This is a genomic window from Segatella cerevisiae (assembly GCF_024054555.1).
Lineage (GTDB): Bacteria > Bacteroidota > Bacteroidia > Bacteroidales > Bacteroidaceae > Prevotella > Prevotella cerevisiae.
This window is the reverse complement of the sequence record NZ_JAMXLY010000048.1, coordinates 1-23,791: the sequence shown is the minus strand read 5'-3', so window position 1 is coordinate 23,791 and position 23,791 is coordinate 1. Positions and strand designations below refer to the sequence as shown.

Sequence of the window (23,791 nt, the reverse complement as noted above, 5' to 3'; positions counted from 1 at the left end):
CATGCCCTTCGGTAGGAACATGGATAGAATGGATTTATAGTCTGTTGTCTTTTTGCTTTCCATGCTACAAAGATAAAAAATTATCAATAGACTCTTATGTTAAATCCCCAAGATTATGGACTGACCCAGTTTATCTTCGAAAAAAGGATATTTTCATGAGTCTGATAAAGATAAAATAAATGGTATAAAACAAATAATGATTTCTTTTAATTGATAAAGACAAATAGGGAAGTGCAATTATTCCAGTTCGTCTGTTTCAGATGTAAGGCAAATAACAAGGAGTCTAAGAGATGAAAGACTCATCAACAAACCCAAGCATAGGGGATCTGACCGAGAAGTCATGATAAAGACAAGCAGAAACCTTCAGCACCTTGAACATCAAGCTGTAATCAACTTGATGTTCAAGGCTTCAGGCATTCTATCTTTCCGAGTCTTATTTACCCGTCTTGACCTCTTCCCATTTAGGAGGATTCACATGCAACAAATTCTTGACAAAGAAATCGAAACGCTTATGTTCGCCATAGTCTTCTCCCAATGTATGATGCACACCAGGCAAGACAACCAGGTCAAAGTCCTTGTTCGCCTTTTCCAAAGCATTGACAACCTGATAAGTACTTGACGGATCCACGTTATCATCCAGTTCTCCGACAACAAGCATCAGCGGACGCTGCAATTTAGGCGCATTATAGACGTTACTGCATTTGACATAACTGGAGTCAACAGGATAACTCATCCATTGTTCATTCCACCAAATCTTATCCATCCGATTGTCTTGACACCCACAAGAGGAATAGGCAGCCTTATAGAAATCACCATGGAGCAAGACTGCCGTACAACTCTCCTGCCCACCGGCAGAAGCGCCGAAGATTCCCACATTTCCAGCATCCATATAAGGATATTTTTGTGCAGCCGCTTTGATCCACAATTCACGATCGGGGAACCCGGCATCTTTTAGATTCTTATAGCAGACTTCCTCGAATTTCTTCCCTCTCCATGATGTCCCCATTGCATCAAGTTGTACAACCACAAATCCCAGTTCAGCCAGAGAAGTCGTAGTCCAATTGTAAGACACAAAGTTCTTTGGAGTATAAGCATCACCCGGTCCGGCATAAATATATTCAATGACTGGATATTTCTTGGACGGATCAAAATTAACCGGGAGTTGGATAATTCCCCACATATCCGTCTTACTGTCACGTCCCTTTGCTTTGAAAACGAGCGGAGCTTTCCAGCCTTTAGACAGAATGTCTGAGATATCAGCTTTTTCCAGTATCTTTATCAATTTTCCGGTACCTGCATCGCGGAGAACAGTTATAGGAGCCTGATCAACCAAAGAATAAGTATCTACAAGATAACGGTAATCATTACTGAATACCGCTTCATGTTGGGCCTTTTCCGGAGTGAGACAAGTCATATTCTTCCCATCCCAACCTATACGATAGTAATGGACGAGATAAGGATCTTCGTCCTTATTGACCCCACTTGCAGAAAAATAAATGACTTTGGCAGCTTCGTCTACATTCAGGACTTGCCGGACGCACCAAGCACCTTTTGTAATCTGTCGGACGACCTTCCCGGTAGATACGTCATAAAGATACAAATGATTCCAATTGTCCCGTTCGCTCATCCATATCAAGTGTTTCCCATCTTGAGTATAATAGCGGAACATCCTTTGATAATTGATATATTTCGGAGACGATTCCTGCACGACAACCCGAGTCTTACCAGTAATAGCATTCATGGACAACACCTGATAGAGGTGATGCCCCCGTTGATTATACTCCATCATAACCTCTTTGCCATCAGCATTCCACTGGAAACCAGCCAAATCATACTGATTACTGATGACGGAAGGATCTGCCGCCAACTGTTTACCGGTTTTCAAATCAAAGATGACCGGTATCTTCTGAGGTAAAGCATCTCCAGGCTTGGCATATTCCTGTTTGTGCAGAATAGGCTGGAGCTGATCCTCAGGAGAAGACTCCACAGAATAGACATACCGTTTTTGGACAGGTATCCGCTTACAATCGAAAAGATAGCGTCCGTCAGGTGACCATAAGATCTGATTAGAATAATAACACCCCAGTGTTCCATCCTGAGACAACACGCGTTTTGTCGAAAATGGAGTGCCTATCTGATGTACGACGATATTCTGTCCCTCCACATACGCCTCCATCTTCCCATCAGGCGATGTAACAGGCTGAAGTTCCGTCTCCTCATCCACTTCCATCCAATGCCGCTGATGTATCCTGCCCGGCCAGGGTCTAGGCGCAGGTTTCTTCACAATACCGAGAGACTGATTGAGTTCTTTTTCGGAATCAAACGCCTTTTCCGTACCTTTGGTAGCATCATAGGAGACATATTGTCCTTTACCATCACGAGTATTTATCTGATAATAGAACACGTCAGAAGAGTCTTTCCACTGTACATCATGAGCCCAGTGATATACCCTTGAAGAACTGAAATCCTTCTTGAGAGCATAAGCACGATTATAATCTTCCAAAGTACCTTGAGAAAATGCCGGGACAGATAACACCAAGCCCACAGCAAAAAATAACGGTCGTAAATTCATCATTATCCTAATATTTAATTCATTTTTCATCTATAGTCAGTAGGTTTTACTCCAAACTGCTTCTGAAAGCATTTCGCAAAATAGGAAGGACTGCTGAAGCCTACCATGAAACAAACTTCATTGATCCGATAATTACCCTCTTTCAAGAGTTGGGCAGCGCGTCTGAGACGCACAATCTGTATCATCTCATTAGGTGTAACGTCTGCTAGAGATTTGATCTTCGCAAACAGACTGGATCGGCTGATATTCATCTTTTCGGCAATAAAGTTGACCGACAAGTCGGCATTATCAATATTATCTTCTATGAGATGATTCATCCTCAAGAGAAAATCATTATCAAGAGGCGTTCTGGCAATATGTGTAATCGGTTCTGTCGGTGTATCAGAAAACTTTTTCATCAACAATTTCCTCATGCTGATCAGATTGCCGATACAGGCATTCAGGTACTTGACAGAAAAAGGTTTCTCAATATAAGCATCCGCCCCGCAATTCATGCTCTCGGTCTTGCTCTCATCATCTGTTTTGGCCGTAAGCATGATAAAAGGAATATGACTGGTATTCTGGTCAGCCCTCACATGACGACAGAAAGCCACGCCATCCATTCCAGGCATCATCCAGTCTGAAACGATCAACGTGACAGTATGGTGCAATAGGACATTTATCCCTTCGATGCCATTGGAAGCCGTATAGACAATATAATTATTCCGAAAATTAGAAGTTAGAAAATCCCGCATGTCTTCATCATCCTCAACGATAAGTACAGAAGATTTTTCACTGTCTGACAAGGCAATTATCGCAGTCGGTACATCTTGCACGGTCTTTAGCTTTCCGCCCACCTCCCCACAGGTTGGCGCAGACGGATGAGCCACGGCAATGCCTTTCTGGTTAACTGGAAAAGTAATAGTAAATTTAGTTCCCTTGTTCAGTTCCGAATCAAGCTGCACCTGACCATGGTGGAGATCAACGATGCTTTTAACGATAGCCAATCCTATCCCTGTGCCCGGGTTATTAGACTGGACCTGATAGAACGCATTAAAGACTTTCGCCTGTTCCGACTTGCTGATCCCCACTCCATTATCAGAAACGACGAGTTGAAAACTCTGTCGGTCATCCGCCACTATAATGCTCATATCTATTGCATCACGAGTATATTTCAGGGCATTCATCAGCAGATTACTCACAACTTTCGTGATGCCTTCAGAATCAACGACTGCAGAAAAATGACCGGGAGGATAATCGACATGGAAACGAATCCCTTTCTGGCGAAAAAAAGGTTGAAACTGAATCACCACCGATCTCAGAATTGCCCCTATATCCTGTGATTTGAAATGAACCAGAAAACTCTGTCGCTGCTCTTTGCTGAAATCCAGCAATTGATTGACCAAATACAGGAGACGATGCGCATTCCTATCTATCACCTCCAAGGCGGAGATTGTATGAGGGTCCTGCTTCGCAGCGGAACTAACATCAGATTTCTGGTGCGTCATCAGTTGTTCCAAAGGTCCTATTATCAGAGTCACAGGTGTGCGGATCTCATGGGCGATCATCGTAAAAAACTTCAGATGCGCTTCTCTGATCTCTATATTTTTGCGGTTATCCAGAGTTCTCATCTCTTCCTGATGCCTGATTTCCACCCGCTTCAAGCGGAAATGGGTATATGCGTATACCAGATAGAGAACAGCGGCCAAATATAATATCTTAGCAGGCAATGTCCACCAGAAAGGCGGATGAACGACTATCGTCAAAGAAGCCTCATGAGGACTCCATACGCCATCATTATTAGTTGCCCTGACTCTGAAAGTATAGGTACCTGAAGGAAGGTTGGTGTAAGTAGCGTGACGGCAATTCCCCACATTATTCCAGTCTTTATCAAATCCTTCCAATTTATAGGCATATTGGTTTTTCTCCGGTGAGCAGTAGCTGAGTGAAGCGAACGACAAACTGAACATCTTATCACTGTACCGCAAATCTAGTTGATTGATATATCCAATAGCCTTAGGCAACAACTTGGATCCCGCCTTTTGAGGTTGATTATACACTTCAAGACCGGTAATAAATACCGCCGGGTCCATCTTGTTGACTCTGATTTGATAAGGATAGAAAGCCGTAAATCCGTTGATGCCCCCGAAGAAAATCCGTCCGTCAGAAGTCTTCAGTTCGGCATTCGGCCGAAAAACTTCACAAGATAATCCATCATATCTGTTGAAGAAGTGAAGTGCCTCTCCTCGTTCATACCTTAAGATTCCATGAGTCGTCGCGAGCCACAATACCCCCTGATCATACACAATGCCACTGACATCAGAACCCTCCTGGGCCAAGGCTAGACGTCGGAAATTATCTTTTGTAGGATTATAGTAGCATAAGCCTCCACTTGACCCGATCCACAATCTGCCTTTATCTCCCACGCATAAGCAATTGACTTGGTCAGAAGGAATAGAAAAGACCGATTTGGAATTCCGGTAGTTGCTCCAACTCCGAGTCATATAATTATAACGGTACAAGCCTGCTCCTTGAGAAGAAAACCAAAGATTGCCCCTATTATCGTCATCAATATCCAAAACGAGAGCCGCAGTCTTATAAACTTTGCGGAAACAGTCTGTCTGCCTATCATAGGTCAGTATACCGTATTCCATAGTAGAGAACCACAATCTCCCAAAATGGTCTTTATAGATGGCATAACAGCTTTTACTGTCGAAGCCGTTCCTTTCATTATACCGTTGCATCTTTCCTGAGATCAGATTCATCCTGATGATACCATTAGAGTAAGTCCCAATCCATAGATCAGAACCATCTATGCACAAAGCATGTACATTATAAGAAGAGAGAAGAGTTTGACCTGCATAAGCTATCAATTTCCCGGTCTTTTCCTCAAGGCAAGTTAATCCCCCGTCATCACTAGCTATCCAGACATGTCCGAAATCATCCTCACAAAAATGACTGACCACACTGCCCCTGAAACCATCTTGGCCATTTGTATAACTTGCAAAGCGTTTTCCTATAGGAGAAATGTATACCACCCCACCATAAAAGGTACCTATCCATATTCCTCCCTCACGGTCACGTAAGATAGAATAGACAAATTTACCATCAATGAAATTGAGATGATCACCCTGAAAATCCAGTTTGTTCCATTTTCCTGTTTTTTCGTCATAGACGATGACCCCTTCGTCACAGCCCAGATACATCTTATCATCAGGCATTTCTACGAGTGTATGGATATGTTTCCCAACCCCAGTCAAGGCAGGATCCAGAACATGTATGAGTCGCCCGTCTGTCATACGATAGAGTCCATCATTCCATGTCCCCAGCCAAAATTCTCCATTATGAGCCTGGATTATTCTTGCATCAGAAGTATTGATACCCGCACTAAATTGTCGTAGCTGAAAACAATTTCGAGCCTTGTTGAATTTACTGACAGCAGACAAGCCGTACTTGGCGATAGCCCACACCTGATTGTCTGAATCGATGAAAACCTGGGTTACACAATTCTTGGAAAACTTAAAAGCGAAATGCGAAAGATCCTGTGATTTGACATGATAGCGAAAAACACCTTGACCGATAGTGGAAAGCCATATATTACCGTCTTGATCTTTTGCGATAGAACTGATTTCAGATTTGATCTGAGGAACAAACCGAGAGAACTTCTCTGTACTGTAATCAAAATAAAAAGCGCCATGGGCAGTACCTACAAGCATTCCATCAGACAATGGGAACAATGCAGAAATATACTGATCTGATCCAGTCTCTAAAATAGGATAATATTCCACTTCATATCCGTCATATCGGCAGAGACCATTATCAGTACCCATCCATATAAATCCCCGGTGATCTTGAGCGAGATGTCGTACGGTATTATACCGCAATCCATCTGCTATCGTAATTGTACGATAACGGAAGTCAAAAAATTCTGCTCCATAAGAGAATGCAGACACTGACAAGATTATTAGAAAGATGTATACCCGATTAAGTTTTTGTTGAACAATCATCCATGAATTTCTTTCACATAGAATTCTACAACAAAGATAATATATTTTTATTTCATTCCAAAATATTAGTTTCTTTTAATTGTTTTATCTTAAACACCCAATATATTCTCCGTATTCTCTATGTGAATAGTAATTCACAATGATTGCATTTAATTTTACACAGAAGATGCTTTACTTAAATCATTTGTAACACAAAATATTTCAGCAACCTTATGCTCAGCTATCATAGAGATTATGTTTATTATACTTAGATTTTAAATACATAACATCTAAAAAAAATGGTCGAAAATATTCTAATACTTTCGTTACTTTATTTCTTCGGGCCTACGTTAATCTTTTATTGAATAGGAAAAGTTAAAATTTCATCTTTAATGATAAAACTGCCTTATAAAGCTTGCCTTTATGATTATATACTAGTGTAGGGCGCATGGAATAAGTAGTATTCTGTACACTACTACCTGGCTTATGCCCATAGGCTAGCGAATAGGTTCTAGGATTGTACTCGAAATAAACAGGAGCTTTCCCCCAAGAAGAGGCACTTCCATCAGCTGCCACCCAAAATCCCAATCCATTAGCCGAATAAGCATACGAAAGACTTCCGTCTGGATTTGTCAGTGCGACTGCTATATGACCTTCAGAAGGACCGGAAAGTGGCACACTACCGGGAGCAAGTGTAACCGAAGCTATTTCAGACGGTTGGAGCTTGAACGCTTTGGCTATCCGCCCCATATCCCCATTGCTGAGAAGATCAAGAGTACCCTGCACATAATTACTCGAACCAAATTCGCAACTTACCGTATGGCTAAGTTCTATACTCTCAGGTGTACCAGATGGAATATTCATATTACCCAATAAATCCGTATTGATAAACTTGACCCAATAAGGCCACTGCTCATCATTAGTCTCGTCATCATCCCAGGCATGACGATTATAAATATCCGGTGCTCCCATAATACAAAAATACAATTTAGTCGTACCTGCAGGTATAACATAAGAACAAGTCCCCTCCTTGCCAGACGTCATATCACTGTAATAGCATTTATCACCGGCAATAGCAACATAACCATACCGAAAATTCTCACTGTTATTCGTCTGCGTATTATAATGGGTAACCGTACCCTTCGTCTTTCCGTCTCCGTCGACAACCGTACCCGGATCACCAGAAGCGAGAGCAGAGCCAGGAGCAATGCCCTTTATAGTTGCAGTAACCTTAGTACCGGCATCAGGTACATTCAAAGGTATCAGATTGAAGCCTGTAGTACCCGGACAATTACTGTAACTCACCTGATAATAATCATTACTCTTGAAAAGTTCTGTTGAATAATTGAGTGCTGCATCTGTGACATATTGATGGATAGCCGTGAAATCATAATTCGCACAATGAGCTGAATAATCATACATATCCTTATAAAGGCTATTCAAGTTATTATTACAATAGAGCCGCATATAAGTCTGTACGGGATCTTCAGGATATTTGCTTTCCTTCCAGATACGGGAATAAGCCGTAATACCGTGTTTTTCCGTATAGTAATACGGGAACCAATAACTGGCATAACGCTGCCATTCATGATTAAAATGACGATGATGATTTTTGAGCCAGACCTGGACATTCGCATCCTGTGTGAAAGCCTCCTGAGGGTAATCCTGAAAAGACTGCCACTGGGCGCACTGCTCCCAGAAAGTACATCCTCCAGCCCCATTTTCTCCAAATCCATACCGGAATCCGGCAGGAAGGATTCCGCCTGAACCTATAGCCGCCTCACCGGTATAAAGTTTGTCTGCAAAGACTTGATACTGGAAACTGTGTCCAATCTCATGGCCGATAGTAGAACCAACTGGCTGACAAGTACTAGGATTGACCCATAAAGCACCAATTACATTATCATAACCCGAACCGGTAGCCAGCCAATCGGTCTGATATAACAGATAAATTTCCATCTTGTAATTATCCAACTGCGATTTCCCCTGTCCTACTGTAGCCATGCCTAATCTGGTAATATTGGTGTTGTAAAACTGCTCCGCCTTATTCAGTAGATCATCAATATTAACTCGCAAAGCTTTCGGAATAGAGTCCGCATTTGGGTCTTCTCCGAATCCTGGTTCCCAAAAAACGAAGAAGTGGTCGCTCTGTTTCATGCGCCACCACGACCACCGATTGTCACTGCGCAACATACCCTGGGCACCTTTTTCAAATCCTTCATTAGTAGCTGCCGGCAAATAATATTTACTATAATTTGGTATTTCCGAAGGAGACTTGATTTTGACAGCATTTGGATTGGCGTTCTGGTGTACAGTAATGACAGAAGAGACACCGCCACTAGTAATAGTAATCAGAGCCTCACGATAACTTTCATTATCATTTTTAGTTACTACAAAAGGCATTTTAGCATCACCAGCATCACCAGAAGTAATTGTTTGTGTAAGCCAGCTCAATTTTATACCTGCCGCATGAGTTGTCACATCCGACACGGTAGCTATCCATGATGCATCAGTTGTAAAAGAAACGGAACTTTCTGTCTCATCCCAGTCTATTATTTTATTTAGTTCATCTTTGGCAATTGTAATATTTCCTACAACGATATCATCACTACATGCTGCAAATGGAAGCACTAGGAGTGCCGCAAGGACGCTCCTGAAGCAAATAATGGTTATTCTTTTCATAGGCTTCATTCAAAATTAGCCGTAATGACAAATTCCATAAACTTACTGTTGTCAGATTTACTGGCGTAGACAAAATGTACTTTTGCATGTGTACCGGAAGCAATACCTGCATATCTGCCTATACCTACAGAACCATCATGCGTCTCTACGAAATATTGGCACTTACTACTCCAAGATATCGGGTTGCCACTAGCGTCACACCAGAAGCCAATGCCGTTGGCAGTATAGTCCTTTCCCTTTATCCAGTTTCCGCTGGTATCAACCATATACATGGCAATATCACCAGAAGTATCCTGTACAATCTTGTTGAAATCAGTTGATGACATATCAAAACAGGCCTTGATAGCTGTTTCTATATCGCTGAACTTCAACTCTGTGACGGAATAGTCACCAGTAGGTATAGAAATGGTCTTGATAACAGTACCAAGATCCGTAACAGACATACTGATATTGAAACGGACATACTTGTCAAAATCCTCACCATTGTTAATGGCAAAACCGACATTCTCGTTAAGAGAAAGACCTGCATCCGAATTAGTCGGAACATTTAAAACAAGAGACTTGTTCACTTTATCCAAGGTGATACTTGCTACCTGGGCTGTATCAGAAATATTACCGGAAGCATCATATCCCCAACCTGTACTGTCATTAGGAGAGGTCTTGTCCCAAACCCCTTTATTGATATTGATATTATAAAATACCACCTTCCCAGACTCCAATCCAGAAATCATATCATCTACCGTCATACCGAGATGACTCTGAATCTTAATAGCATAATCTTTCAGGTCAATGGCCTTCTGCAGAATATGTCCTTTGCGAAACTCTGCTGTAATGGCAATATTAGCACTGGTATCCGTACGGAGGTAAGGAGATTCTTCCGCCGTGTAAACATGCTTTGACACAGCATCTTCAGGATCGGTGCTACAGGCAGCCATTCCCAAGACAACAAAAAAAGCAGTTATATAGATTATATTTTTTTTCATGATACAAAATTATTTAATCATCTTAGCGGATATAGTCGTAGTAGTGCCGTAACCTGGATTCTGCTTTAGTTTAGGATTACCGTCCATAGCTTCTTTCGGTATTGGGAAGATATCACTATGCCGGTCAGACTCAGCATCTTTGCAGAACCAGGACTTTCCACAATAGACATCCATATTAGTACCCTTGATATTAAATCGGATCAACTCGTCACGGCGGTGTGCTTCACAAACAAACTCACGGGCATACTCATCAAGAAGCCCGCCAAACTCGATATCATCACCACCTTCATGAGTAATAATCCATTTATCAGCTTCTCCCTGTTGTCCTTGGTTCTCCCTATGTCCATAGTCATACTTGCTACCGCCTTTCAGATAAGCAGCAGTTACTATAGCCTTGGAAGGATCAGACTTAAAGTCACGAGCACGGACCTTAGATACAAGGTCTGCAGCCTCATCTTCATTCTGACCCAAGCGAAGAAGGCATTCAGCCTTGATCAGATAGGCATCAGCAAGGCGGAAATAAGGGACATCGTCATAGCTGGTTCCATAATCACCACTTTTAATCTCATACTTTATAAGACGGTCACTCTCAAAAGGATAACAGCCGGGATTATCAATACTGTGGAGCTCACGAGTATATACCAACGGTTCCCCATCTACTAGAATCTGACTTCCATCAGCTGCATATTGCTGTCCTTCAGTCCATGTATTATCATACCTTGTATCACCATCTTCATAGATGTCAAGGAACTGTGGAAACACAATACCCCCGCCTGTAGCCCAGCCAGAGAAATTCCAGCGGGCACGGCCAGCATTATGAATCCAAAGATTTGCCATATAATTTCCGCTTGCATATTTCATCTCATATGGAATGCCAAAGATAATTTCGGGAGAGATGGAAATATCTTCCTTAAAATTATCACTGTAATTCGGGGATAAAGAGAATGGACCAGTAATAACTTTATTGATCTCGTCAAGGCTCCTCTGATACCAACTCTTATCTGTATCATCCTTAAACCATGCATTATGATTCAGATAAAGTTTGGCCAATAGCATGTGGGCTGCATACTTATTGATCTTTCCCATCTCCACTTTGCTCGGACATTCGTCAGCAACCTCTTTTAGTTCTTTTTCTATCCAATCAAAAGTAGAATCAGGAGATTCCTGACTTGGAACCCATCCAGTAGGGTGAACATAAGTAGTATCTAACGGGATATTGCGGAAAAGATCAAAGAGATTATAATAGTAGAGTGCACGATAAGCACGTACTTGAGCTACAATATCCTTGTTATTAGCAATAGCACTGTTGGCAAGAATCTTATTGCAAGCATTTACACCAGAATAATTATTATCCCAATTAGTTGAGAAGAACCCCATCTCTGAATTGAACTGATGCTTATGCATTGGAACATACAGATCACCCCATCCGATGCCGATGCGGGAAGGAACCCCCCATACATCCGAACTCATATCCATAATATCTGACATGCCAAACCATCCCCAATAGACGGTTCGCAGACTGCTATAAACAGGGGCAATGGTATGCTCCAGCTCGGTATCCGAGAAGTCATGCTGTTCCGATGAAATAGTATCATACAATTTTTCATCAAGATCTGTACAACTTGCCACCATAAGCGAACAGACTCCTATAACCGAATACAGCATTATTTTATTCAATCTTATTTTCATAGTTTTAAATCTTTAGAAAGTAAATTGGACTCCAAAAGTAAAAGATCTGATCGAAGGATACTTGTCACGCCAGTCAATGCCTGAACTCTGCGGATCTGAATCTGACAGTTCCGGATCAAGACCTTTATAGCCAGTAAGCGTAAAGAGATTTTCTCCTGACAGATAGACATAAATATTCTTAACATACTTATTGACCTTGAGAGGGACAGTATATCCGAGAGTAACATTTGATAACTTCATATAATTTCCATCCTCGAGGAAATAGCTACAGAAGGTCTGCTTCTGGGCTACAGAAAGTATATGACCGTATATAGGAATGGCAGCACTCTTCAGGCGATTGTACACCTCTGCATTATTCTGATAGAAAGCACGTGCCTCATTCAGAATTTTATAGCCAAATTGTCCAGTAAACTGCATAGTCAGATCAAAACTTTTATAGTTTAAGGTATTGCTCCATCCCAAGTTTACTTTCGGTATGGCATTTCCTAGATACTGATGATAGGTATCATCGGTAAGCATATTATCTGTAAACTCATCCGAATTGCCAGTCACCTTATTCTGTACCATCCACAGACCATTGTCAGAAACTCCCGTCACTTTCATGCCATACCATTGACCAAGAGGTTTTCCAACTTCAAGACGTTGTGTACTAATAGAAATCGGCTCCCCAAGATAAGCAACATCATGCTGATTTGCAGTCTGATAAAGACTATTGGAGAGACTCAGCAGTTTATTGGCATTGTGAGACAGTGTCACAGTAGTCTTCCACTGAAAATCCATTGTCTTTACAGGTACCCCGTTGATAGCAATTTCAATACCTTCATTGCGCATTTCACCGACATTGGCAAGTGTGGTAGGATACAAATTTGGCGGACAAGGGACATCATAATTCCAAAGCATTCCCGTAGTTTTCTTATGGTATACATCAATCGTACCAGAGAGACGATCACTAAACAGACTCCAGTCAAGACCAACATTAAATTCCGTCGACTTCTCCCATTTCAGATCAGGGTTAGGATTAGAATTCACAACCAGTCCCTGTTTCCATGTTCCATTATCATAGTAATAGGTACTACCTAATTCCCAGAGCGTAAGCGATTTATAACTTTCAGAAGGAATGACGCCAGTAACACCAAAACCAGCACGGAGTTTCAGATTGTCCACCCATTTAACATTCTTCATGAACTTCTCATTGGAAATCGTCCAGCCTAAAGAAGCTGAAGGAAAATCACCCCACTTGTTGTTGGCACCAAACTTAGAAGATCCCTCGCGCCGTATACTGACTAGGATATTATAACGGTCGGCATAACCATAACTCACACGACCAAAGAAACCTATCAACTTGTCATCATTCTTATAGCTGCCCATACCAGCCTTACCGTCTTTCAGATACTGACCTACACCAAGGTTATTATACTGATAAAAATCACTCATAAAATCAGTATTATTAGCATTAAAGCCTTCATATTCATCATATTGATAACTGTAACCGACCAATGCCTCGAAACGGTGTATGTCCCACTGGTGCTTATACGTAGAGGTTAACTCCAAGTTATCTGTCTTGCCATAAGCATAACTTTGATAAGCATAACCAGTATGACCATTGATAACCTGATCATAGTATTTAGAAGTATAATATCCCTCATCATGATCATTAAAGCGTTCAGAAGACATCATCAGGTTTGTCTGCCAGCCTTTAATTGGTTCTACGATCAGGTTTCCCGTAAGCCGAGTATCCTCAGTTTTATATTCACCGGTATGCTCCTTCAGCAACTCTACCGGATTCATATAATAGTTAATAGACATGTTTTCATAGTAGCTGCCATCCTCATTATAGATCGGCTCTGTAGGATTTCGCATAATCGCCTGACGGTAGATTTGAGTAGAAGCTGCATCAACAGGACCATTTTTATGCCAACGTTTCATCAGGTTGAAAGCCAGTTTTACCTTGTCATTGAGGAACCAGTGAGAAAGGCTACCATTAAAATGCATCTCATCAGAATAAGTATTAATAAATACCCCTTGCTGGTTCCGGTAAGTAAAGTCAGCACTATAGGTTGTCGTCTGATTTCCCCCACGGATTGCCACATTATGATTATGGGTGAAAGCGGTACGAGTAACCGCATCAAGCCAATCTGTGTCATAGCCCTTGTCCTTAAAATCAGTAAGACCGGCACGGACATCACTGCCATCCATCATATCCAGTTTCTTGCCAAATCCGGAAAGAGAAAGATAACCAGAATAATTTACCGTCGTATTCTCTTCACGATGTCCGTTCTTTGTAGTAATCAAGATAACTCCGGCAGCGCCACGAGTACCATAAATGGCCGCAGCAGAAGCATCCTTCAAAACATCAATACTGGCAATATTTTCCGGAGCCACTGTAGATAGACTACCTTCAATACCATCTACTAAAACCAATGGTGTGTTTCCTCCCTCGAGCGAAATGACACCTCGCAAGCGAATACTGGATGCCGTACTAGGGTCACCAGAACTGTTTGTAATAATCAGACCAGCAACCTTGCCTTTAACTAGATCTCCAGCATCATGAATACTGCCCTTGGAGAAATCATCCGACTTGATACTGGTAATAGCTGAGGTGACATCACCCTTTCGCTGAGTACCGTAACCGATAACAACTACTTCATTTAATGATTTAAAATCTTCCTGGAGAATAATGCTATGAGCTTTATTAGCCGAAACATTCTGCGTAATAAAACCGATATAAGAGACTGTCAGAGTAGCTCCTTGATGAACATTAATTTTAAAATATCCATCCATATTAGTAACTGTCCCATTACTAGGTGTTCCTCTCTCTTTGACACTAGCACCAATTATAGGATTGCCTTTAGCATCTTTTACAATCCCTGTCACAGTAATCGAATTTTGCTGGACACTTTGTACAGAAGGAATATTCAATTTGATCTCCGGTTCCGCCTCTATAGGAAACGCCACAGCTACAAATCCTAAAATTAGGCACATGAAGGCTTTTTTGCAATTACACAAGAAGCCAGAATCATTCTGAATTTTTCTCATTTTAATAAGGTTAGGTTATATTAGAGTTCTTACGTCTTCTCCAGAAAAGGAAAGACGAGATTAATTGACTTTCCATTCGATGATACCACCGCTCTTGCCCTTTTGGAGTTTGGCGACAATTTTCAGTCCGGTCGTTTTTACGGGTTTGAAATCCACGCTGTTATAGCAGTCTTTAGCCACGCCATAAGCACTATGATTTTGCACTTCCTTCCACTTCCCTGACTCATCTTTATAGTAAAGGCGCCAATATTCTGGTATGCGGAAATCTCCGTCATAGAAGTCGAAATCCAACCAGTAGACCTGAACATTACTGACGGTGTAAGGTTGGTCAAACTGATAAGAAATGCTTTCTGGTGTACCTTCCTTTAACCACCAATATTGATAAGGTTTGCTGATATCCGAACTGCATCGCGGTTCCCACTGATCATTGACGCCCCACGTTTCACCTTCTACTGCTGATGATTCCGGTGCATCTTTCTGAATCGGACTCTGGTAAGAGAAGGTCTTCGACTTACTTGCAATAGTAGGTTCGGGGGCAATATGCGCATAAGCAGGAGTAGAGGGAATCCACACTTCCATCTGGCCCGGGCCACGATTATCCCACGTGCTATAAGGTATGGCGCGGAAAGGTACATCTTTTACGGTCCCGTCTTTTTCCAATTCTTCAGCCTGACCGGAGAGTTCGACAATGCCGTTTAATTTATTTGCTACATACTGTGCCTTGATTGGAGCCGTCTCGGTAATGACTTTATTGAATACCGTAGAGTCTTTCTGATCAATCCCTTCAAGACAATACATGACCGGTCCTCGCTCCAAAGCCAGTTTCCCCCTGTCATCCTCCACATTATTATTAGCTTTTACTCTTCTGACCGACATGGGAAGTGTAATTTCTACCCGATCCCCGTGTTTCCACTTGCGGTTGACAACGACATAACCCTTTTGCATCTCCGAAGAGAGATTGAGAAGTTGGTGTCCGTTTACTTTCACGACATAGGGTTGCGGTGCATCGGCAAAGGTGTAGAGGTTGGTGGGTACAGGACTGTTTTGTGCCCACCCGGGGATACGAAAGAGAATGGAGAACTTGCCGCTTTTCTCAGGATTTACAGTCACGTCTATTTTTCCGTCCCAAGGGTAATTGGTCTTCTGTTCGATTTCGATATTGTGGTTGACTTTAGCCTTGCCTTGGATATAAAGATTCACATAGATGTTCTTACCCTGTGTCGCATATTGATACTGGGGTACGCTTGCCATAAAACGAGTGATGTTCCCCGGACAGCAGGCACACCCGAACCAAGGAGAACGGTCATGCTGCCCCATACTTTCCAAGGGGTTATCATAGAAGAACCGGTTGCCACTCAGCGAGACACCACTGATCACACCATTATAGAGAGCCCGCTCATAGACATCTACATATTTGGCATCGCCTGTGGCCAGAAACATCCTGTAGTTCCAGAAGACATTGGCAATAGAAGCACAAGTTTCAGCGTATGCAGTCATATTGTTCAGTTCATAATTGGGACCGAACCCTTCACCTTCAGCCCTGCTTCCCATTCCTCCGGTAATATACAGTTTCTTACCTGCCATATTGTTCCAGATGCGTTTCAAGGCATGAAAATAAGCCGTATCTCCAGTCAGTGTACTCACATCGGCGACACCGGAATAAAGGTATCCGGCCCGTACGGCATGACCGACTATTTCATCTTGTTTCAAGATCGGTTCATGATCCTGGCTGTATTCACTCAACTGATGCCCGTCAGTACCCCGTCCTGTCTCTTCAATGAAATACTTTGCTGTCTGCAGGTATTTCTTATCATTGGTCACCTTATATAATTTGCATAATGCCATCTCTACAATGGGATGTCCAGAAGGGCGATGCAACTGCCCCGGATGAGGGCCGAAAGTCTTACAGACCAGATTCGCATTTTTAATCGCCACATTGAGGAATGTCTTTTTCCCTGTTGCTTTATAGTGAGCGATGGCTGATTCGATCAGGTGACCGCTGTTATAGAGTTCGTGAGAATTCAGTTTCTCCCATTTATGAGTTCCCCACCAACCCGAAAGGCGATAGCATTTATTGGTGACACAAGTGGTAAGATAGCCATCAGGTTCCTGCGCTGCTGCTATAATGGATATAACACTGTCAAGGTAGTGATCAAGTTTGGCATCATAATGGACCGCCAACGAATAACTTGCACCTTCTATTACCTTATAAGGATCCGTATCATCAAACGGAAAATCTCCGCGTTGTTCACCTTTCTTTAATCCTGCCGCAATGGCGAAATTATCAAACCGCCCATTGACTTCACATTCATGGAAAGCATACGGAATGGTAACCGTACGATTGATTTCAATACGTGGACTCCAGAACACATCAGACAGGTGGACATCTGTAAAAGAGACCTCTTTTATAGGTTCAGGCCGTTGCAGATCAACAGGTAATTTAGACTTTGCGCTGATCTGCAAAGCAAACAGCACTCCTCCAATTAATAATAATGGTACTTTCTTATTCATGGCATGCTTTTCCATTCAAAATGATATTTAAACAGTTGACAATTATTAAACCTACAAAAAGTTTAATGACACTATAATTTTTTAGCAAAATAACACGTATTTTTATAAAAGCACTGAAAGAATCATCCTAAAAGATAGCAAAATCGTCCAATATGCTTAAATTCATTACGATTAGACGATTATTTTAATAATATTGGACTTTTTTGACACTCTCCTATCATAAAAAAACAGTAACTTTGTATAAAAATAAACAAGTCTTTCCAATTATTAAGAATGACAAGAGCTCTACCCGCTCCTCATAACAATTAAAACTCGTATTATTACCATCAGCAAATGAAAACACTGTTATTGACTACTGCATTGATTGCCACGGTTTTATCAGCTCAAGCAAAAAATGCTCCGACAGGAAAATATCCTATTACTCCCGTTCCTTTTACCTCTGTAAAAGTATGGGACAACAGTTTCTGGGGGCAACGCCTTGAGACAAGCAGAAAGGTAACCATCCCCTTAGCATTCAGCAAATGTGAAAGCGAAGGCAGATATAAGAACTTCGAGCGTGCTGCCCACCCGAGTGATAAATATAATGTCGGGGAATTGATGCCCTATCCTTTTGATGACACAGATGTCTATAAAACTATCGAGGGGGCAAGTTATATTCTCCAAACCTATCCGGACAAGAAACTCAAACTTTATATTGATAGCGTCTTGAATATCGTAGCTGCTGCCCAGGAGCCTGACGGTTATCTGTATACTGCCCGGACACAAAATCCTGCACACCCGCATCCTTGGTCAGGATCCAAAAGATGGAGCAAGGAAGAAGACCTCAGCCATGAACTTTACAACCTCGGGCACATGATACAGGGAGCCATCGCTCATTACCAAGCCACTAAAAGCCGGAAATTCCTCGACATCGCCATCCGCTACGCTGATTGCGTTTGCAAGGAGGTCGGACCAAATCCGGGACAAGCTCATGTCGTACCCGGACACCAGATTGCCGAGATGGCTCTGAGTGAACTCTATGTCACCACCGGCAACAAGAAATATCTCGATGAAGCCAAATATTTTCTTGATTATCGAGGGAAAACCAAGATAAGACAGGAATATTCCCAGAGCCATATCCCGGTTGTCCAGCAAAGTGAAGCCGTAGGACATGCCGTGCGTGCCACCTATATGTATGCCGGTATGGCGGATGTAGCTGCACTCACAGGCGACACGGCTTATATCCATGCCATCGACCGCATTTGGAATAATATCGTCAGCAAGAAACTCTATATCACTGGGGGCATCGGCGCAACCAGCAATGGTGAAGCATTCGGTGAAAATTATGAATTGCCCAACATGAGTGCATACGCTGAGACATGCGCTGCCATCGGCAATGTCTATGTCAACTACCGGTTGTTCCTTCTTCATGGTGAAAGCAAATATTTTGATGTCCTCGAGCGCACACTTTATAACGGTCTCATCAGCGGTGTGTCCATGGATGGCGGAGGCTTTTTCTATCCCAACCCTCTGGAAAGCATGGGGCAACATCAGCGGCAACCTTGGTTCGGATGTGCCTGCTGCCCTTCCAACATCTGCAGATTCCTGCCTTCCCTGCCAGGGTATGTCTATGCCGTCAAAGACAAGAACCTCTATGTCAATCTCTTCCTCAGCAATACCTCACGCCTGAACATTACAGGCAAAAATGTTTCCGTCAGCCAGGATACCCAATATCCCTGGAATGGAGACATCAGCCTTAAGATCAACGAGAACAAGGCAGGGGCATTTGATTTGAAGATACGTATTCCGGGATGGGTGAAAGGACAGCCTGTGCCATCTGACCTCTATGAATTTGCTGATGCAAAAAGAGCCAATTACAAGATCACGGTAAATGGCAAACAACTTCCCGCCCGTTTAACCTCTGACGGCTATTATACCATCAACAGGAAATGGAAGAGAGGCGATCTCGTCAGAATACATTTCGATATGGACACGCGTATCATCCGTGCCAACGACAAGGTAAAGGCAGACCAGGGACAAGTATCCATCGAACGCGGACCTATCGTCTACTGTGCAGAATGGCCGGACAACCATTTCAATATTATGAATGTCCTGCTGAACCAGAATCCACAATTCACGACCGGAAATATATCAGATGACCAGTTTATCGCTGACAGTTTGAAGAATCGGCTCACCCTTTATAAGAATCAGGACCTGACGACTCTGACGACTCAAGCTCAGGTTCTTGCTTATAATAAAGAAGGTAATTTGACCGTACAGAATGTCGATTTGAAACTCATTCCTTATTTCGCATGGTGTCAACGTGGGAGCGGGAATATGAAAGTTTGGATTCCGCAGGATGTCAAGGCTGCACGTCCAGCACGGCCCGCCACCTTAGCTTCTGAAGCGAAAGCAACTTCTTCATCCACTTCTCTCTCCCTCAGCAGCATCTCTGACGGATTGGTTCCTGCCGATGAAAATGACCGTTCTATCCCTTATTTCCATTGGTGGCCTAAGCAAGGTACGAAAGAGTGGATCACCTACACTTTCCCGGAAGAAAAGAGCATCCAGACTTCTACCGTATATTGGTATGATGACCAACCCTGGGGAGGTTGCAAAGTTCCGGAGAGTTGGAATATCCAATATATGGACAGTGAAGGTCACTGGAAAGATGTCAATCATGCAGACCACTATCCGACATCAAAAGGACAGGCATGTACCGTTCAATTTGACCCTGTCAAGACCAAAGCTGTCAGAATCAACGTCAAGCAACCGGAGAAGTTCTCCTGTGGCGTGTTTGAATGGTCTGTGAAATAAATTGACAGTCTCTTTCAGATAAGATTGCGAGTCAGTAAAGGCTCTTCATAACGTAAGAAAAGATGATAGGCGTGAGCGGCAAATGTTACTCACGCCTATCGATTTTAGATACAATTGGTCATCCCCACAAGGATGAGTTTCTATGATACAATAAATTTTAGAAAAAATTCTTAGCTTCGAACAGATAAAGTCATTCGAATTGCAGTCGGCATTACAGCCTTCTTTTCCTTCACTTTATCCCGATGCCCCTCTCCGATGCACGACTGCTTTTCTAATGGATAAGCCGCCTGTTCATCTTCTTCACAATCCCGGGACCGTTATAGATGAACGCTGAATAGATAGCCACCAGGTCTGCTCCTGCACCTATCATCTCCTCGGCATCTTCCGGTGTCATCACATTTCCGGCACCTATAATGATCATGTCCTTACCAATATGACTGTGCAGGTATCTGACTACATTTCTGGAACGAGAACCTATACCTTTACCGCTGACCTGACCACCGCCAATATGCTCAAGTGTCTTCGGAGAAATATTCTTCAGTCCCTCACGACTTGCAGTAGGTCCTGTAGCAATGAAGCCCTGCAAAATCCATAACGCGTTGCCAAGGCGATGACCTGATCCAATACTTCTTCAGAAACGTCGGCAGGCAATTTGAGGAACAAGGCCCGTTGTTTCGATCGCCGAGCTCTCAGATCAGTCAACCTGCACAGCACTTGCTCCATAGCCTCAGCACTGATGCTCCCCCAATCTATGGTGAAATAATCGATGACATCGTACAGCCGCGAAAATACTTTCTCAAAATCTTTCACGGTTTCCAGTCCTGCGGAATTTGCATCCTTGTTGATATTCGCTCCCAACACATAGGAGTGTTTCCTGCCTTTGGAAATACGTTCAAAAGCCACGTCCATACCCGGGTTATTAAAACCCGTACGTGCGATCAAAGACTCGTCTTCCGGTGCACGAAAGATTCTCGGACAAGGATTGCCTTTTTGAGGAGACGGGGTAATAGTGCCTACTTCTACAAATGCAAATCCGAAATCAGAGAGTTGATCGAATATCTGTGCCTCCTTATCAAATCCTGCAGAAAGTCCTACACGGTTCCTAAAGACAAGATTCTGGAAACGAAAAGGATTCTGGACGAGATAAGATTTTCTGAAGATATGCCTCAAAGGGGAAACTGAACCGTAAAGTTTCAACAACCTTGCCAACTTTCTGTGGCAATTCTCCGGATCAATCGTAAAGAACAAGGGGTTAAAGACGTTTTGATACAACATGGCGGTATTATTAATTATAAATTTCCTCTCTAATTCGACAGACCTGTCGATCCTAAACATCATTGCCTGACTGCTTACAAAGGTAAAGGAAAAAGGAATGGGTTGGTTATACCCTTATTTTATGAACTATAACAAAAAGTAATAGAGAGTAGAGAAGAACCGATATTTACGAGTTGAAAGTTCCCGAAAAGTAGCCTTTATTTCCTTTGCAGACCGTCATCTTGCGTTTCTTATCCGGCAGCGACTCTCATTGCACTGCCTGAAGGAAAAATTGCTTTAAAACTTTTTGGAGTCCAGTACTTTCCCCCTGCTTTTCCACGAATACCAGTTCACGTGACAGGTCGAGTCCCTGGATATTGATCATCTTGTATGTCCCGTCAATGATTTCTTTTTTGACCGAGCGGATACTGACGATCCCCATACTATCAGGAGAACAACAGACAAACTGTTTGATGCTTTCCGTAGACCCCAGATACATTTCCACCTGCAGATCATTCAGTCCCATCTGGTGCTGATGCAAGGCATTTTCGAACACCTCCAAAGTTCCTGAGCCATGTTCGCGGAGTGCAAGAGGAATATCTCTCAGTTGTTTAAGGCTGATCCTTCTCTTCTGTGCCAGTTTACTGTCAGATCTCACCACAGCGACCAGCCTGTCCCGCAGGAAGGGTGTATATTTCAGATGCGGCTGCCTGATGACCCCTTCAACCATCCCTATCGCGAACTTATCCGCCAGAAGCGCCTTCTCTATTTCCTGCGAATTGCCACTGAGCAAAGACACTTTCGCTTTCGGATACCGTTTGCAGAACGCAGCCAGGATCTTGGGAATCACATATTGGGAGATCGTCGAACTGGCACAGATCCGCAATTCGCCCTCCGTCTCCTGTTGCAGAGCCCGGATATCATAGTCCAGAGTACTGTAGTTCTCGAGGATCCGGTTCGCATGCTCCAGCATCAGTTTCCCGCTCGACGTGAGTTGAATGCTGTTGCCCATGCGGTCAAACAAACGCGTATTGTATTCCCTTTCCAGTTCCCGGATATGCTTGCTGACGGCAGGTTGGCTCATGAAGAGTTCGTGAGAAGCCTTTGTAAAACTCAGATTTTCAGCTACACTACGGAAAACTTTTAAACGAATATCTATCATGGCTTAAGATTAAAGAGCAATCATTACAGGGCCCTTCAGCAAAGCGGATTTCCCAACGGGGAAAGCCCCTTTGCCGATAACCTGCCGGATATGCTCATTGATAATTGCGGATCCTGACATCAATGCCGGATCCCTTCAGCAACTGTGCGACGCGCTGTATTTTGGTCTCTGAATAATGATAGGGGAACAAAACTTTCGGAGCTATCATCTTCGCCGCCTTTGCAGCTTGTTCAGGAGTCATCGTGTAAGGCTGGTTGACAGGCAGGAAAGCGATGTCAATGGATTTCAACTGAGCCATCTCAGGAATATCTTCCGTATCTCCTGCTATATAGATGCGCAGGCCGTCAAGCGTCAGCACATAACCGTTGTTCAGTCCCTTGGGGTGGAACTGCAGATGACCGGGTGTCGTATTATACGCCGGTACGGCATCTATGCGGATATCCGGTCCCAAAGTCAGATGATCACCGTTCTTCATCACAGTACTCCTTCCCATGATCTCTTTTGCAGAAGCAGGGTTGGCAATGATCATCGTACCAGCCTTGGACAGTTCAGAGATCGCTTTCAGGTCAAGATGATCGAAATGGTCATGGGTGATCAGAATCAAATCAGCTTTAGGGAACTTACTGTAATCCGTTTCAGGCTGCAAGCCGCTCACCGGGTCCACCTCTATTTCCTTTCCGTCATAATTGATTTCGATACTCGCATGCTTAATAGCAGTCAGAACAACCTTCTTGCCGGTTTTGGTCGTAAAGGTATCCTTCTGATATTCCTGTGCACAAGCAGTAGTCATCATTAGCATTAAAAAAATCAGGGCATTTGCCCATCGGTTCATTATCTTCATTCTGCGTACGAAGATAGTTATAAAGCTGTAAATATCAAAATATTTTAATACCTTTTTAGAAAGATAACCCGTTGGCGGAATTAAATTCATTAAATAATGATGTATAAAAAGTTGCGCATATCGCTGATTTTTAGTAAATTAGTAGTGTCAAAACTGTTAATTTCAAATCATCGTATGCACAACCTATATACAAAGTTCGTCAAAATCCTTGGGATATGCAAACAATTTTCGAATAATCTCGTAAATGAACAAGGTAACATACCCCGTCGTGGTCCAGTCCCTAAATTCTCAGATTTGGAG

Annotated in this window: 12 protein-coding genes and 1 pseudogene; 2 read left to right on the top strand and 11 right to left on the bottom strand. The window is 42.8% G+C overall.

Annotated elements, in window-relative coordinates; genetic code table 11:
• Positions 1 to 433 precede the first annotated feature (433 nt).
• The 7 genes from NG821_RS10785 to NG821_RS10755 all read right to left on the bottom strand — a co-directional run bounded on the left by NG821_RS10785 (position 434) and on the right by NG821_RS10755 (position 17,438).
• Positions 434 to 2,572: a DPP IV N-terminal domain-containing protein gene (locus NG821_RS10785; protein ID WP_252761673.1), complete on the bottom strand. Its 2,139-nt coding sequence runs from the start codon at positions 2,570 to 2,572 to the stop codon at positions 434 to 436.
• A 26-nt stretch (positions 2,573 to 2,598) separates the two neighbouring features.
• Positions 2,599 to 6,504, bottom strand: a complete 3,906-nt coding sequence (locus NG821_RS10780; RefSeq protein ID WP_252761671.1) for a two-component regulator propeller domain-containing protein — start codon at positions 6,502 to 6,504, stop codon at positions 2,599 to 2,601.
• Between the two features lie 408 nt (positions 6,505 to 6,912).
• Positions 6,913 to 9,219: a DUF6055 domain-containing protein gene (locus NG821_RS10775; protein WP_252761670.1), complete on the bottom strand. Its 2,307-nt coding sequence runs from the start codon at positions 9,217 to 9,219 to the stop codon at positions 6,913 to 6,915.
• Between the two features lie 5 nt (positions 9,220 to 9,224).
• On the bottom strand, positions 9,225 to 10,202 hold the full coding sequence (locus tag NG821_RS10770; RefSeq protein ID WP_252761669.1) for a DUF4859 domain-containing protein: 978 nt from the start codon (positions 10,200 to 10,202) through the stop codon (positions 9,225 to 9,227).
• A gap of 9 nt (positions 10,203 to 10,211) precedes the next feature.
• Positions 10,212 to 11,891 (bottom strand): RagB/SusD family nutrient uptake outer membrane protein, encoded by a 1,680-nt coding sequence (locus tag NG821_RS10765; RefSeq protein WP_252761668.1) that lies wholly within the window; start codon positions 11,889 to 11,891, stop codon positions 10,212 to 10,214.
• 12 nt (positions 11,892 to 11,903) lie between these two features.
• A complete protein-coding gene (locus NG821_RS10760) occupies positions 11,904 to 14,927 on the bottom strand; it encodes a SusC/RagA family TonB-linked outer membrane protein (RefSeq protein ID WP_394802085.1) in 3,024 nt (1,007 codons plus the stop codon).
• Between the two features lie 60 nt (positions 14,928 to 14,987).
• Complete coding sequence (locus tag NG821_RS10755) at positions 14,988 to 17,438, bottom strand: glycoside hydrolase family 127 protein (protein ID WP_252761666.1); 2,451 nt, start codon at positions 17,436 to 17,438, stop codon at positions 14,988 to 14,990.
• A gap of 333 nt (positions 17,439 to 17,771) precedes the next feature.
• On the opposite strand from NG821_RS10755, the gene NG821_RS10750 reads away from it, so the two are divergent.
• Positions 17,772 to 20,234 carry a glycoside hydrolase family 127 protein gene (locus tag NG821_RS10750; protein WP_252761665.1) on the top strand — a complete coding sequence of 821 codons (2,463 nt, stop codon included), beginning with the start codon at positions 17,772 to 17,774 and terminating at the stop codon, positions 20,232 to 20,234.
• A gap of 271 nt (positions 20,235 to 20,505) precedes the next feature.
• On the opposite strand, the gene NG821_RS10745 is transcribed toward NG821_RS10750, so the two are convergent.
• From NG821_RS10745 to NG821_RS10730, 4 genes are all read right to left on the bottom strand, one after another.
• Entirely contained in the window at positions 20,506 to 20,820 is a 315-nt protein-coding gene (locus NG821_RS10745) for a dihydroorotate dehydrogenase (protein ID WP_252761664.1), read from the bottom strand.
• Positions 20,772 to 21,509, bottom strand: coding sequence for a dihydroorotate dehydrogenase (locus tag NG821_RS10740; RefSeq protein WP_252761663.1), 738 nt, complete (start codon positions 21,507 to 21,509; stop codon positions 20,772 to 20,774). The genes NG821_RS10745 and NG821_RS10740 overlap by 49 nt, the downstream gene beginning before the upstream one ends.
• A gap of 247 nt (positions 21,510 to 21,756) precedes the next feature.
• On the bottom strand, positions 21,757 to 22,650 hold the full coding sequence (locus tag NG821_RS10735) for a LysR family transcriptional regulator (protein ID WP_252761662.1): 894 nt from the start codon (positions 22,648 to 22,650) through the stop codon (positions 21,757 to 21,759).
• Positions 22,651 to 22,744: 94 nt separating this feature from the next.
• Positions 22,745 to 23,449, bottom strand: a complete 705-nt coding sequence (locus tag NG821_RS10730; protein WP_252761672.1) for an MBL fold metallo-hydrolase — start codon at positions 23,447 to 23,449, stop codon at positions 22,745 to 22,747.
• A gap of 141 nt (positions 23,450 to 23,590) precedes the next feature.
• Here NG821_RS10730 and NG821_RS10725 point away from each other — a divergent pair.
• Positions 23,591 to 23,791 (top strand): annotated as a pseudogene (locus tag NG821_RS10725) (IS982 family transposase); the annotation flags it as partial.

What these genes read in the sequence shown, in the direction of transcription:
- NG821_RS10775 (WP_252761670.1), bottom strand. Translation starts at nt 9,219, where the DNA reads ATGAAAAGAATAACCATTATTTGCTTCAGGAGCGTCCTTGCGGCACTC.
- NG821_RS10740 (WP_252761663.1), bottom strand. Translation starts at nt 21,509, where the DNA reads ATGTTGTATCAAAACGTCTTTAACCCCTTGTTCTTTACGATTGATCCG.
- NG821_RS10760 (WP_394802085.1), bottom strand. Translation starts at nt 14,927, where the DNA reads ATGAGAAAAATTCAGAATGATTCTGGCTTCTTGTGTAATTGCAAAAAA.
- NG821_RS10735 (WP_252761662.1), bottom strand. Translation starts at nt 22,650, where the DNA reads ATGATAGATATTCGTTTAAAAGTTTTCCGTAGTGTAGCTGAAAATCTG.
- NG821_RS10765 (WP_252761668.1), bottom strand. Translation starts at nt 11,891, where the DNA reads ATGAAAATAAGATTGAATAAAATAATGCTGTATTCGGTTATAGGAGTC.
- NG821_RS10785 (WP_252761673.1), bottom strand. Translation starts at nt 2,572, where the DNA reads ATGAATTTACGACCGTTATTTTTTGCTGTGGGCTTGGTGTTATCTGTC.
- NG821_RS10755 (WP_252761666.1), bottom strand. Translation starts at nt 17,438, where the DNA reads ATGAATAAGAAAGTACCATTATTATTAATTGGAGGAGTGCTGTTTGCT.
- NG821_RS10730 (WP_252761672.1), bottom strand. Translation starts at nt 23,449, where the DNA reads ATGCTAATGATGACTACTGCTTGTGCACAGGAATATCAGAAGGATACC.
- NG821_RS10750 (WP_252761665.1), top strand. Translation starts at nt 17,772, where the DNA reads ATGAAAACACTGTTATTGACTACTGCATTGATTGCCACGGTTTTATCA.
- NG821_RS10770 (WP_252761669.1), bottom strand. Translation starts at nt 10,202, where the DNA reads ATGAAAAAAAATATAATCTATATAACTGCTTTTTTTGTTGTCTTGGGA.